The sequence below is a fragment of the Pseudomonas sp. FP198 genome (genome assembly GCF_030687895.1).
Lineage (GTDB): Bacteria > Pseudomonadota > Gammaproteobacteria > Pseudomonadales > Pseudomonadaceae > Aquipseudomonas.
Genome location: NZ_CP117452.1, coordinates 4450883 through 4464878 on the forward strand (window position 1 = coordinate 4450883; position 13996 = coordinate 4464878).

Sequence of the window (13996 nt, forward strand, 5' to 3'; positions counted from 1 at the left end):
TGTTGTTTGAATTGGGGGCGATTATGCCTGATGGACGGGATCTGCAAACACACCACAACCCCCGTGGGAGCGAGCCTGCTCGCTCCCACAAGGGGGGCAACATTTCAAACTGCGGAGGACTGCTCCAACGCCACACCCGCGCCCATCAGCCCGGAATACGGCGCCGTCACCAGCCAGACCGGAATGCCTTTGAAATAATCGCTCATGCAGCCCTTGTCGGCGAAGCATCGGGCGAAGCCGCTCTCGACAAAAAAATCGGCAAAGCGCGGGACCACGCCACCGACGATGTACACGCCGCCACGCCCGCCCACGGTGAGCACATTGTTGCCCGCCACGCGCCCCAGCCAACGGCAGAATTGTTCGAGCACTTCCAGGGCGACCGGGTCGCCGGCCAGGCCGGCGGCGGTGATCGACTCGGGGGTATCGAGCACCGGCTCGTGGCCGTCCACCGCGCAGATCGCTCGGTACACACGAGGCAGACCGCTGCCGCTCAGCGCCGTTTCGGCACTGACGTGGCCGATCTCGTTGTAGATGTGTTGCCAGAGCTGGGTCTCGCGCGGACTGCTCATCGGCAGGTCGACATGCCCGCCCTCCCCCGGCAACGCCGCGAAACGGCCCTCGCCCAGGTCCAGCAGTGTACCGACGCCCAGCCCCGTGCCCGGGCCGATCACCACCGCCGGGCGCATCGGCTCCGGCGTGCCCTGGCAGACGACCCGGTACTCATCGGGACGCAAGCAAGTCATGCCCAGGGCCATGGCGGAGAAATCGTTGACCAGCAGCAGCTTCTCTACCTGCAAAGTCTTGCAGAACGCCAGGTTGCTCAAGCGCCAGTGATTATTGGTGAAGCGAAACTCATCGCCACTCACCGGACCGGCCACCGACAGGCACACCGAGCCGATGGAACCCGGCCCCATGCCCATGCCGCTCAGGTAAACCTTGATGGCATCTTCCGGGCAGGCGTAATCCGCCGTCGCCAGCACCTGGATGTTTTCCAGGTTATGGTTCTTCCACAACGCGAAACGTGCGTTGGTCCCACCGATATCACCGACCAAAGCCAGTTTCAATTAAGCGTCTCCAGGGCAGAAGTGAAGGCGCTGGCGCCCTGCTCTGCCGAGCTGAAGGCCATGCGCATGAAACCGAACAGCTCGCGACCGGTGCCGATGTTGTTGCCCAACAGGCCCTTGGCCGGTTCGCGCGCGGCGAATTCCTCGGCGTCCACCTTCAGTTCCAAGGTGCCTTTGACGCCATCGACACGGATGATATCGCCCTCGCGCACCCGAGCCAACGCGCCGCCGACATAGGCTTCGGGACTGACATGGATGGCCGCCGGGATTTTCCCCGAGGCGCCGGACATGCGTCCGTCGGTGACCAGCGCCACCTTGAACCCGCGATCCTGCAGCACGCCGAGGAAGGGCGTCATCTTGTGCAGCTCAGGCATGCCGTTGGAGCGCGGGCCCTGGAAGCGCATCACCGCGACAAAATCCTTCTCCAGCAGACCGGCCTTGAACGCATCGGCCAGGTCCTGCTGGTCCTGGAACACCATGGCCGGGGCTTCGACGACCTGGTTTTCCAGGGCCACGGCCGAGACCTTCATGACGCCCCGGCCCAGGTTGCCTTCCATCACCCGCAACCCGCCTTCCGGCGAGAAGGCCCGGGCGACCGGACGCAGGATGCTTTCGTCGAGACTTTCGGTCGGGCCATCGCGCCAGACCAGTTCGCCGTCCTCCAGGAATGGTTCCTGGGTGTAACGGCTCAGGCCATGGCCCAACACGGTGTTGACGTTTTCGTGGAGCAGGCCGGCTTCCAGCAGTTGGCGAATCAGGAACGACATGCCGCCCGCCGCCTGGAAGTGGTTGATATCGGCCTTGCCGTTCGGGTAGACGTGGCTCAGGGTCGGCACCACTTCGGAGAGGTCGGCCATGTCCTGCCAGGTCAGCTGGATGCCCGCCGCCATGGCGATGGCCGGCATGTGCAGGGTGTGGTTGGTGGAGCCACCGGTGGCGTGCAGCGCAACGATGGAGTTGACCAGCGAACGCTCATCGACGATTTCGCCGATGGGCATGAAGTTGCCGCTCTGCATGGTCAGGCGCGTCACCTGGAACGCCGCTTCGCGGGTCAGGGCATCGCGCAGCGGCGTGTTCGGGTTGACGAACGAGGCGCCTGGCAAGTGCAGGCCCATCACTTCCATCAGCAACTGGTTGGTGTTGGCGGTACCGTAGAACGTGCAGGTACCTGGGCTGTGGTAGGACTTCATCTCCGATTCCAGCAGCTCTTCGCGGGTCGCCTTGCCTTCGGCGTAGCGCTGGCGCACATCGGCTTTTTCCTTGTTGGAAATGCCCGAGACCATCGGCCCGCCAGGCACGAAGATCGTCGGCAGATGACCAAAGCGCAGCGCACCCATCATCAGGCCCGGGACGATCTTGTCGCAGATGCCCAGCATCAGGGCTCCGTCGAACATGTTGTGGGACAACGCCACCGCCGTGGACAACGCGATCACTTCGCGGCTCGGCAGGCTCAGCTCCATCCCTGCCTCGCCCTGGGTCACGCCATCGCACATGGCTGGCGTACCGCCGGCGAACTGGCCGACCGAGCCGATCTCGCGCAGGGCTTTCTTGATTTGCTCAGGGAAGGTTTCGTAGGGCTGGTGGGCCGAGAGCATGTCGTTATAGGACGACACGATGGCGATGTTGGCGGCGTTCATCATCCGCAGGTGATGCTTGTCTTCAGTGCCGCAACCGGCAACGCCATGGGCGAAGTTGGCGCATTGCAGCTTGCCGCGCATCGGACCGTCGCTGGCTGCACCGCGGATCAATGCAAGGTAAGCCTCGCGAGTAGCGCGACTGCGGGCGATAAGCCGTTCGGTGACCTCAAGTACGCGGGGATGCATGTGTAGAACTCCAGGCTAACGGATGTGGCGACCTGATTGTCTATGCTGGTTGGAAGCCCGTTGCACACCGCGGCAAAGACAGGGCGACAGACGGTTTCTGACCAATCGGACCAGTTGATTCAGGTCACTCGTTGTAGATAAAACAAAATATTGCCACTAAAAAGGCTTGTTTTCTATTTTTATGCGAATAATCTTGTAATTCCAACAACAAATCGACGGCGGCGCAGTTAATGACTCTTCGAATCGCAATCAATGGTTTTGGCCGCATCGGCCGCAACGTCCTCCGTGCACTGTATACCCAAGGCTATCGTCGCGACTTGCAGATCGTCGCCATCAACGACCTGGGTGACAGCGCGATCAATGCTCACCTGCTCAAGTTCGACACCGTCCACGGCACCTTTGATGCCGACGTGCAGCACGATCACGAGAGCCTGACGGTCAATGGCGACCGCATCGCGGTCAGTGCCATCCGCAACCCGGCCGAACTGCCCTGGGCCGCCGAAAAGATTGACGTCGTGTTCGAATGCACCGGCCTGTTCACCGACCGCGCCAAGGCTGCCGCGCACATCAGCGCCGGCGCCCGCAAGGTGATCATCTCGGCCCCGGCCAAGGGCGCCGACGCGACCGTGGTGTATGGCGTGAACCATGACATCCTGCGCCAGTCCCACCAGATCATTTCCAACGCTTCGTGCACCACCAACTGCCTGGCCCCGGTAGCCCAGGTGCTGCACCGCGAGCTGGGCATCGAAAGCGGCCTGATGACCACCATCCATGCCTACACCAACGACCAGAACCTGACCGACGTCTATCACAGCGACCCGTACCGCGCCCGTTCGGCCACCCAGAACATGATCCCGAGCAAGACCGGCGCCGCCGAAGCGGTAGGCCTGGTGCTGCCGGAGCTGGCGGGCAAGCTGACCGGCATGGCCGTGCGCGTGCCGGTGATCAACGTGTCGCTGGTGGACCTGACCGTGCAGCTCAAGCGCGAAGCTTCGGCCGATGAGGTCAACGCGCTGCTCAAGCAGGCCAGCCAGCATTCGAAAATCCTTGGCTACAACACCCTGCCGCTGGTCTCCAGCGACTTCAACCACAATCCGCTGTCGTCGATCTTCGATGCCAACCACACCAAGGCCAGCGGCAAGCTGCTCAAGGTACTGGCCTGGTATGACAACGAATGGGGTTTCTCCAACCGCATGCTGGATAACTGCCTGGCACTGTGCAACGCCGAATAATCCCCGCTAGCTGCGTGTGCCTCGACTATTGCTCCCTTGGGGGCGATAGTCGAAAAAGGCCGTCCACCGCCAGGCGATTGAAGCACCGGCCTCGAACCAAACGATAATTCCTCTTATTCAAACTCCCCCACCCTGTTAGACTTTGCGCCCGCGTTTCACTCGTCCCGCAGGATTTCCAATGCTGTCGTTGCCTCTTCGCTTGTGCGCTCTGTTCATGGCCCTGGGCCTGACGGCCTGCGATGACGCCCCGCGTTTTACCCAGGCCGAGCCCGGCGAAGCCAGATCCGGCGGCAGCGCGACTGTACGCAAGGCCGACCAGAACGCCTTCTCGCTGCCCTCGGCCAATCTGCCGCCGTCGCGGCGCGTGGACTTCAGCGTCGGCAACAGTTTTTTCCGCAGCCCCTGGGTAATCGCGCCCTCGACTACTACCGCCCGGGACGGCCTCGGCCCCCTGTTCAACACCAACGCCTGCCAGAACTGCCACATCAAGGACGGTCGCGGCCATCCGCCGGCACCGGATGCCAGCAGCGCGGTGTCGATGCTGGTACGCCTGTCGATCCCCGATGCGCCGCCCTACGCCAAGCTCATCGAACAACTCGGCGTCGTACCGGAGCCGGTCTACGGCGGGCAATTGCAGGACATGTCCGTGCCGGGCGTCGCGCCGGAAGGCAAGGTCAGGGTCGATTACTCTCCCGTCCCGGTGCGCTTCGAGGACGGCACCGTCGTCGAATTGCGCAAGCCGAGCCTGCAGATCACCCAACTGGGCTATGGCCCGATGCACCCCGACACACGATTTTCGGCCCGTGTCGCACCGCCGATGATCGGCCTGGGTCTGCTCGAGGCCATCCCCGATGCAGCCATCCTGGCCAATGCCGAGGCCCAGGCGCGGGAGAACAACGGCATCGCCGGTCGCCCGAACATGGTCTGGGACGACGTTCAGCAAAAAACCGTGCCGGGGCGCTTCGGCTGGAAGGCCGGACAACCGAACCTCAATCAACAGAACGTCCATGCGTTCTCCGGCGACATGGGCCTGACGACCAGCCTGCGGCCCGTCGACGACTGCACCCAGGCCCAGCTCGATTGCCAGCGCGCGCCCAACGGCAACGGCCCGGAGGGCGAACCGGAAGTCAGCGACAACATTCTGCGGCTGGTGCTGTTCTACAGCCGCAACCTTGCCGTGCCGGCCCGCCGCGACGTGGATTCGCCCCAGGTACTGGCGGGCAAGAACCTGTTTTTCCAGGCCGGTTGCCAGTCCTGCCACACCCCCAAGTACACGACGTCCGCCAATGCCGCCGAACCCGAGCTGGCGAACCAGGTCATCCGTCCCTATACCGACCTGCTGTTGCACGACATGGGCGAAGGCCTGGCCGACAACCGCAGCGAATTCAAGGCCAGCGGCCGCGACTGGCGGACCCCGCCGCTGTGGGGTATCGGCCTGACCGAGACCGTCAACGGCCACACCCAGTTTCTCCACGACGGTCGCGCCCGCAACCAGCTCGAAGCCGTGCTCTGGCATGGCGGCGAAGCCCAGGCGGCGCAGCGACAGGTTCTAGCATTCAACGCCGAGCAGCGCGCTGCGCTGTTGGCTTTCCTGAACTCTCTTTAAACGCACTTTCCGAAAACGGGAGCCCGACATGTTCCGTCCCAAACTGTTGTTCACCAGCCTCGCCGCCATCGCCCTCGGTGCCTGCTCGCCCCAGGACCCGCAAGCGGTCACCTCGGCCGCCATCGCCAAGCAGGTGATCCTGCCGACCTACAGTCGCTGGGTCGAGGCCGACCGCCAACTGGCGACCAGCGCCCTGGCGTTTTGCCAGGGCAAGGAAAACCTGGAAACCGCCCGCGCCGATTTCCTCAAGGCACAAAAAGCCTGGGCTGAACTCCAGCCGCTGCTGATCGGGCCGCTGGCGGAGGGCAACCGCGCCTGGCAGGTACAGTTCTGGCCGGACAAGAAAAACCTCGTGGGCCGCCAGGTCGAGCAACTGGTCAACAGCCAGCCGCAGATCGACGCCGCCGGCCTGGCCAAGTCCAGCGTCGTCGTGCAAGGACTCTCGGCCTACGAATACCTGCTCTTCGACGCGAAGATCGACATGGCCGACAGCGCCCAGAAAGCCAAGTACTGCCCGCTGCTGATCGCCATCGGCGAACGCCAGAAGCAATTGGCCGAAGAGATCCTGTCGCGGTGGAACACCAACGACGGCATGCTCGCCCAGATGAGCAAGTTCCCGAACCAGCGCTATGCCGACTCCCATGAAGCGATCGCTGACCTGCTGCGGGTCCAGGTGACCGCCCTGGACACCTTGAAGAAAAAACTCGGCACGCCGATGGGCCGCCAGAGCAAGGGCGTGCCGCAACCGTTCCAGGCCGATGCGTGGCGCAGCCAGTCGTCGCTGCAAGGGCTTGAAGCCAGCCTGAGCGCCGCCCGGACCGTGTGGGTTGGCGTCGACAACAAAGGCTTGCGAGGTTTGTTGCCAAGCGAGCAGAAGCCGCTGGCCGACAAGATCGACGCCGCCTACGACGCCTCGTTGAAACTGTTCGCCAGCAGCCAGCGCTCACTGACCGAAATGCTCGGTGACGACGCCGGGCGCCAGCAACTCAACGATTTGTACGACAGCCTCAACGTCGTCCATCGCCTGCACGAAGGCGAACTGGCCAAGGCGCTGGGCATTCAACTGGGCTTCAACGCCAACGACGGTGACTGATCATGTTTCGACGTCAGGCTCTGACGCTGGGCAGCTTGCTGCTCGGCGCCATCACCCTGGGCGGCTGGACGCTGTTCAAGCAAAAGGACAAGAGTCCATTACTGCTGTCGGCACGGGACGATGCCGACGGCAAGCACTACGCGGTCGGCTATCGACTGGACGGCACACGGGTGTTCGCCACCCAGGTTGGCCAGCGCTGCCATGACATCATCAATCACCCGGCGCTGCCGATCGCCCTGTTCGTCGCCCGCCGCCCGGGCACCGAAAGCTACCTGGTCGACCTGCGCGACGGCACGCTGCTGCAAACCATCACCTCGCTGCCGAACCGGCATTTCTACGGTCATGCGGTGATTCACAAGAGCGGCGAATGGTTGTACGCCACGGAAAACGATACCAGCGATCCGGGACGCGGCCTGCTCGGTGTGTACCGTTTCGAAGGCGAACGGCTGGTGCACAGTGGCGAACTGTCCACCCACGGCATCGGCCCTCACCAGGTGTCGTGGCTGCCCGACGGTGAGACGCTGGTGGTGGCCAACGGCGGCATCCGCACCGAGGCCGAGAGCCGGGTCGAAATGAACCTCGACGCCATGGAGCCGAGCCTGGTGCTGATGCACCGCGATGGCACGCTGTTGAGCAAGGAAACCCTTGCCCAGCAGATGAACAGCGTGCGCCATATGGGCATCGCCAGCGATGGCACCATCGTCACCGGCCAGCAGTTCATGGGAGCGGCCCACGAATCGTCCGAATTGCTCGCGATCAAGCGTCCGGGCCAACCGTTCAAGGCGTTCCCGGTACCTGAATACCAGTTGCAAGCCATGGGGCATTACACCGCCAGCGTTGCCGTGCACAGCGACCTGCGCCTGGTGGCCCTGACGGCGCCACGGGGCAACCGCTTTTTCATCTGGGACCTGGACAGCGGCGAGGTTCGCCTCGACGCGCCCCTGCCGGACTGCGCCGGGGTCGGCGCGGTAGCCGACGGGTTTGTCGTGACGTCGGGCCAGGGACGTTGCCGCTACTACGATTGTCGGCAGCCACAACTGGTTGCAAAGCCGCTGGATCTGCCGGCGGGGCTCTGGGACAACCATCTGCATCTGGTCTGAGCCGCAAGCGCAGAGGGCGCAGGGAAGAACCTTACACATTGCCGACAAACACCGATTGGAATCCTCCGGGCACTCAAGGTAATGTGCCCGCCTGTCTGTATCTCTCTCGGCTATTTTCCAAGGAAGTGGAACATGCTGCGACGCCGCATGCTGATCATGTTGGGTGTTGTCCTGCTGGTGGTACTGGCGCTGGCGGGCTACAAGGCCTTTTCCATTTATCAGCAGATCCAGATGTTCTCTGCGCCCAAACCTGCGGTCAGCGTCGCCGTGGCCAAGGCCGTCGAACAGCCTTGGCAATCGCGCCTGCCCACCGTTGGCAGCCTCAAGGCGTTGCAAGGCGTCGACCTGAGCCTGGAAATCGCCGGCACCGTGCAAAAGGTCCAGTTCGAATCCGGCCAGAAGGTCAAGGCCGGGCAACCGATCCTGCAACTGGACAGCGAAGTCGAAAGCGCCCTGCTGGAAACTGCCCAGGCCGACCTTGGCCTGTCGCAACTGGATTTCGGCCGTGGCCGACAACTGGTGGGCAGCCAGGCGATTTCCAAGGGTGAATTCGACCGGCTCTCGGCCCAGCTAAAGAAGAACCAGGCCACGGTCAACCAGCTCAAGGCTTCGCTGGCGAAAAAACACATCGTCGCGCCGTTCAGCGGCACCATCGGCATCCGCCAGGTGGATGTCGGCGACTACCTCGCCAGCGGCACGGTGATCGCGACCCTGCAGGACCTCAGCAGCCTGTACGTCGACTTCTACGTGCCTGAACAGACGGTGCCTCGGCTGGCGGTTGCCCAGCCAGTCAACGTCAGCGTCTCGGCCTATCCCGGCCAGACCTTCGTTGGCAGCATCAGCGCAATCAACCCCAAGGTCGAGGACAGTACCCGCAACGTGCTCGTACGCGCCACGCTCGCCAACCCCGACGGCAAGCTGTTGCCCGGCATGTTCGCCAACCTCAACGTCATCCTGCCGGACCTCGCCGTCGGGATCGTCGTGCCGGAGAGCGCCGTGACCTACACCCTCTATGGCAATTCCATGTACGTGGTGACTCAGAAGAAAACCGCCGATGGCAGTGTCGAGAAGGATGACAAGGGCCAGCCGATCCTGATTGCCGAACGGCGCTTTGTCGAAACCGGAGAGCGCCGTGACGGGCAGGTCCTGGTGACCAAGGGCGTGCAGCGCGGCGAAGAAGTAGTGATTGCCGGCCAGATCAAGCTCGACAACGGCACGCCCATCGCCATCAGCGACGACAAGACCCTGACCGAACAGAACAGCCCACCGCGCGCGGACTGATCAAGGAACCCCCATGGCCTTTACCGATCCGTTCATCCGCCGCCCGGTGCTTGCCACCGTGGTCAGCCTGTTGATCGTGCTGCTGGGCTTCCAGGCCTGGAGCAAGCTGCCCCTGCGCCAGTATCCACAGATGGAAAATGCCCTGATCACGGTGACCACCGCCTACCCCGGGGCCAACGCCGAGACCATCCAGGGTTACATCACCCAGCCGATGCAGCAGAGCCTGGCCAGTGCCGAGGGCATCGACTACATGACTTCGGTCAGCCGCCAGAATTTCTCGGTCATATCGGTCTACGCGCGCATCGGTTCCAACAGCGACCGGCTCTTTACCGAGCTGCTGGCCAAGGCCAACGAGGTGAAGAATCAACTGCCCCAGGACGCCGAGGACCCGGTCCTCAGCCGCGAGGCAGCCGATGCCTCGGCGCTGATGTACATCAGTTTCTTCAGCAAGGAGCTGAACAACCCGCAGATCACCGATTATCTGTCGCGCGTCATCCAGCCCAAACTGGCGACGCTGCCGGGCATGGCCGAGGCCGAGATCCTCGGCAACCAGGTGTTTGCCATGCGCCTGTGGCTGGACCCGGTCAAGCTCGCAGGCTTCGGCCTGACCGCTGCCGACGTGACCAACGCCGTGCGCCAGCACAACTTTCTCTCCGCCGCTGGTGAAGTGAAAGGCGAGTACGTGGTCACCAGCATCAACGCCAACACCGAACTCAAATCCGCCGAGGCATTCGCCGGCATCCCGCTCAAGACTGACGGTGATAGCCGCGTGTTGCTGCGGGACGTGGCGCGGGTGGAGATGGGCGCCGAAAACTACGACACCATCAGCTCGTTCGGTGGCACGCCTTCGGTGTACATCGGGATCAAGGCAACCCCTGGTGCCAACCCCCTCGATGTCATCAAGGAAGTGCGCAAGATCATGCCGGAAATGGAGGCCCAGCTGCCGTCCAATCTCAAGGCCGAGATCGCCTACGATGCCACCCTGTTCATCCAGGCCTCCATCGACGAAGTGGTGAAAACCCTGTTCGAGGCGGTGCTGATCGTCATCGTCGTGGTGTTCCTGTTCCTCGGCGCCCTGCGCTCGGTGCTCATTCCGGTAGTGACCATTCCGCTGTCGATGATCGGCGTGATGTTCTTCATGCAGTTGATGGGCTATTCCATGAACCTGCTGACACTGCTGGCCATGGTGTTAGCCATCGGCCTGGTGGTGGACGACGCCATCGTGGTGGTGGAAAACATCCACCGGCACATGGAGGAAGGCAAGACACCGTTCGACGCCGCGATTGAAGGCGCGCGGGAAATCGCCATGCCGGTGGTCTCGATGACCATCACGCTGGCGGCGGTGTATGCACCCATCGGTCTGCTCGAAGGCCTGACGGGGGCGCTGTTCAAGGAGTTCGCCCTGACCCTCGCCGGGGCGGTGGTGATCTCCGGAATCGTCGCCCTGACCCTCTCGCCAATGATGTGCGCGATGCTGCTGCGTCATGACCAGAATCCCTCAGGGCTGGCCCATCGGCTGGACGTGATCTTCGAGCGCCTGAAGGCCCGTTACCAGCGCATGCTTCACGGCACGCTCAATACCCGTCCGGTGGTGCTGGTGTTTGCCGTGCTCGTGCTGTTGCTGATTCCGGTACTGATCATGTTCACCAAGTCCGAACTGGCGCCCGACGAGGACCAGGGCATCATCTTCATGATGGCCAACGCCCCGAAGACCACCAACCTGGACTACCTGAACGCCTATACCGATCACTTCATCACGATTTTCAAGGAATTCCCCGAGTACTACTCCTCGTTCCAGATCAACGGCTACAACGGCGTACAGTCGGGCATCGGCGGGTTCCTGCTCAAGCCCTGGAACGAACGCAGCCGCACCCAGATGGAAATCCTCCCGGAAGTCCAGGCCAGGCTGGAAAGCGTGCCCGGCCTGCAGATCTTCGGCTTCAACCTTCCCTCGCTGCCCGGCACCGGCGAAGGCTTGCCCTTCGAGTTCGTGATCAACTCGCCGAAGGACTACACGACGCTCCTGCAGATTGCCGAACGGGTCAAGAAGCGCGCGCTGGAGTCCGGCAAGTTCGCCTTCATGGACATCGACCTTGCGTTCGACAAGCCTGAAGTCGTGGTGGATATCGATCGCGCCAAGGCCGCCCAGATGGGCGTCTCGATGCAAGACCTCGGCGGCACGCTGGCGACCCTGCTGGGCGAGGCGGAGATCAACCGCTTCACGCTGGAGGGGCGTAGCTACAAGGTCATCGCCCAGGTCGAGCGGCCATTCCGGGACAATCCAGACTGGCTGAACAATTATTACGTGAAGAACGCCCAGGGCGAGTCGCTTCCGTTGTCGACGCTGATCAAGGTCAGCGACCAGGCGCGACCGCGGCAATTGAACCAGTTCCAGCAGCTCAATGCCGTGACGATCTCGGGCTTTCCCACGGTAAGCATGGGCGAGGCTATCGAGACCGTTCGCCAGATAGCCCTTGAGGAGGCGCCGACAGGGTTCGCCTTTGATTACGCCGGAGCTTCGCGTCAGTTCGTCCAGGAAGGTAGCGCGTTATGGGTCACCTTTGGCCTGGCCCTGGCAATCATTTTCCTGGTGCTGGCGGCGCAGTTCGAAAGCTTCCGCGACCCGCTGGTGATCCTGGTGACGGTGCCGTTGTCCATTTGCGGCGCACTGATTCCGCTGTTCCTCGGCTGGTCGAGCATGAACATCTACACGCAGGTGGGGCTGGTGACCCTGATCGGCCTGATCAGCAAGCACGGCATCCTGATCGTCGAATTCGCCAACCAGCTGCGCAAGGAACAAGGCTTGAGTCCGCGCGACGCAGTGGAACAGGCCGCATCGATTCGCCTGCGTCCGGTGCTGATGACCACTGCCGCCATGGTGTTTGGCATGGTGCCGTTGATCCTGGCCACCGGTGCCGGCGCAGTGAGCCGCTTCGACATCGGCACGGTCATCGCCACCGGCATGTCGATCGGCACCTTGTTCACGTTGTTCGTGCTGCCGTGTGTCTACACCTTGCTGGCCAAGCCGGACAAAGCCTGAGCATGCAGATATCGGGGCCTTGTTTGGGCTTTATGACACTCAACTCTGCGGTCGCATGCCCTGGGACAGACTGAACATGAACAGCAACAGGTCGTCGTCCGGCTGGATCGCCTCGCTGGCCTTGGCCACCCGAGGCACCGGGCAATGTGCGCCGACAGTGGAGGCACTGAGGATCTGCGAGCGTGGCTGCTCCCACACCACCAGTGCCAGGGATGCAACTGCCAGGGCTCCGACTAAAAACAAACCTCTAGCAATTTCTAGTTTCATCGGGATAAACCTTTGATAGCGCTGCCAAACGCCGCCTCGTAAAAATAGACGAGTTTTCCCCAGTCGCAATCCTGGAACGACGAATGGCGCCGCAGCTGGCTCATGTCATGGAACGCCGCGCCGCGGGCGGTCAGCCGTTGGCGACATTTCTCAAGATCGAGCAACGCCACTTCGGCCTTGGCCGACTCGCCCTCTCCGGTTACTCGCACGAATACATGCTTGATGTAGAGGCAACTGTGCTGCCAGCGCCCCTTGTGCATGCGGGCGAGGTTCTCGGCCAGGGCCTGGAGGAGACGATCATGGACCGCCTCGCCATGACGCTCGCGGCCGCCTGCGGCATACCAACGGCCGATTTCCTCGAAGCCGTCCAGAGCGCGGGTGACCAGCAGTGCCCGCCACTTGTGGACCGGGTCCCTCTGCGCACCGCAAAAGACCACTTGGGGTACCGTGACGCCGAGTTCCGCCAGAGCCAGCAGCGCTCGCTCTTCACGCAACACGGTCGGACGGCCGAACGGGTGCAGCAAACTGCGGTAGATGTGTCCGGTCTGGCGCTTGGAATAAAACAGTTCGCCATCATGGCTGATCCGCTGCACACCGCTTTCGCCGCCACGCCGGGTATTGGGAGCTTCCACCCACTCGCCACGCTGATTCCAGATCTGGTCAAAGCAACTACGAGAAGCCGCCTGGGCTCCTGCTACCTGTACAACCATGCCTGCTACCCCTTGCGTAATACATAAACTCGCCACATGGCATAGAGCGGCAGGAAATCCAACTGTTCCTCGATGCGAAACCCGGCCTGTCGAAATTCTGCTTCGACTGTAGCGGCCGGTAACACAAATCGGTTCTGGTAGTCTTTCTGCCCACGGGTGCGCTCCAGGCGCTTGCGTTTCCAGGCCTTGAAATTGCCGTCGACCCACAATGAAACGATCACACTGTCACGGGTGACACGCTCGAATTCCCTCAATATCGCCAGTCGGTGCACGGGTTCGCCGATGTGGTGCAAGAGGCGCATGCAAAAAATGCTGTCGACGGCGTTATCAGGCAAGGCGATGTCGAACGCAGATGTGTGCAAAGGTTGTACCCGTTTTACGACATCGGCCGGTTGTGCCTTCAATGCCGTCTGGAGCATGGCGGTGGAATTGTCCGCGCCGATGATCACCCGGCCAGGTTTCTCGGCCAGCAGCGGCCAGAAACGCCCGGCTCCGCTCGGCAGGTCGAGGACCAGGCCCGGGTCGCCCGCGAGCATCAAGGCGCGCCGGGCCAGTTGTTCGTCCCGGTGGTGGGAAAGACGGCGGCTCAGCCCCGTCTTGTGTTTGCGCAGGTATTGCTGGGCATGTCGCTCGTCGTACTTGGCGGAAAAAGCTAGCTTGATGGGATTGGACATCGATGGCGCCTCCAGTGTTGATGGCGCCACCTTAGGGATCGACTTGTAGCCGACAGGTCATCCCTTTGTGAAAACTTCGTCATGTAAACGGCTGAATGTTTTCAAG

Annotated in this window: 11 protein-coding genes; 6 read left to right on the top strand and 5 right to left on the bottom strand. The window is 62.5% G+C overall.

The annotated features are described in order from the left end of the window. Window positions 1–104 precede the first annotated feature (104 nt). Together PSH78_RS20295 and edd are read right to left on the bottom strand one after the other, a co-directional pair. On the bottom strand, window positions 105–1064 hold the full coding sequence (locus tag PSH78_RS20295; RefSeq protein ID WP_305496331.1) for a glucokinase: 960 nt from the start codon (window positions 1062–1064) through the stop codon (window positions 105–107). Then, the gene (gene edd, locus PSH78_RS20300; protein ID WP_305496332.1) at window positions 1061–2887 is read right to left on the bottom strand and encodes a phosphogluconate dehydratase; all 1827 of its coding nucleotides are present in this window, start codon (window positions 2885–2887) and stop codon (window positions 1061–1063) included. The genes PSH78_RS20295 and edd overlap by 4 nt, the downstream gene beginning before the upstream one ends. A gap of 230 nt (window positions 2888–3117) precedes the next feature. On the opposite strand from edd, the gene gap reads away from it, so the two are divergent. The 6 genes from gap (at window position 3118) to PSH78_RS20330 (ending at window position 12239) form a co-directional block, all read left to right on the top strand. Next, on the top strand, window positions 3118–4119 hold the full coding sequence (gap, locus tag PSH78_RS20305; protein WP_305496333.1) for a type I glyceraldehyde-3-phosphate dehydrogenase: 1002 nt from the start codon (window positions 3118–3120) through the stop codon (window positions 4117–4119). A gap of 178 nt (window positions 4120–4297) precedes the next feature. Further along, window positions 4298–5725: a di-heme oxidoredictase family protein gene (locus PSH78_RS20310; RefSeq protein WP_305496334.1), complete on the top strand. Its 1428-nt coding sequence runs from the start codon at window positions 4298–4300 to the stop codon at window positions 5723–5725. A 28-nt stretch (window positions 5726–5753) separates the two neighbouring features. Then, window positions 5754–6818: an imelysin family protein gene (locus PSH78_RS20315; RefSeq protein WP_305496335.1), complete on the top strand. Its 1065-nt coding sequence runs from the start codon at window positions 5754–5756 to the stop codon at window positions 6816–6818. A gap of 2 nt (window positions 6819–6820) precedes the next feature. Beyond that, window positions 6821–7918 carry a DUF1513 domain-containing protein gene (locus PSH78_RS20320; protein WP_305496336.1) on the top strand — a complete coding sequence of 366 codons (1098 nt, stop codon included), beginning with the start codon at window positions 6821–6823 and terminating at the stop codon, window positions 7916–7918. Window positions 7919–8050: 132 nt separating this feature from the next. Then, on the top strand, window positions 8051–9199 hold the full coding sequence (locus tag PSH78_RS20325) for an efflux RND transporter periplasmic adaptor subunit (RefSeq protein WP_305496337.1): 1149 nt from the start codon (window positions 8051–8053) through the stop codon (window positions 9197–9199). 13 nt (window positions 9200–9212) lie between these two features. Continuing rightward, window positions 9213–12239, top strand: coding sequence for a multidrug efflux RND transporter permease subunit (locus PSH78_RS20330; RefSeq protein WP_305496338.1), 3027 nt, complete (start codon window positions 9213–9215; stop codon window positions 12237–12239). Between the two features lie 39 nt (window positions 12240–12278). On the opposite strand, the gene PSH78_RS20335 is transcribed toward PSH78_RS20330, so the two are convergent. The 3 genes from PSH78_RS20335 to PSH78_RS20345 are packed head-to-tail and all read right to left on the bottom strand — an operon-like array spanning window position 12279 to window position 13890. Continuing rightward, window positions 12279–12506, bottom strand: a complete 228-nt coding sequence (locus tag PSH78_RS20335; RefSeq protein WP_305496339.1) for a hypothetical protein — start codon at window positions 12504–12506, stop codon at window positions 12279–12281. Continuing rightward, the gene (locus PSH78_RS20340; protein ID WP_305496340.1) at window positions 12503–13216 is read right to left on the bottom strand and encodes a lipopolysaccharide kinase InaA family protein; all 714 of its coding nucleotides are present in this window, start codon (window positions 13214–13216) and stop codon (window positions 12503–12505) included. Before PSH78_RS20340 ends, PSH78_RS20335 begins: the two co-directional genes overlap by 4 nt. 5 nt (window positions 13217–13221) lie before the next feature. After that, window positions 13222–13890 (bottom strand): class I SAM-dependent methyltransferase, encoded by a 669-nt coding sequence (locus tag PSH78_RS20345; RefSeq protein ID WP_305496341.1) that lies wholly within the window; start codon window positions 13888–13890, stop codon window positions 13222–13224. Window positions 13891–13996 lie beyond the last annotated feature (106 nt).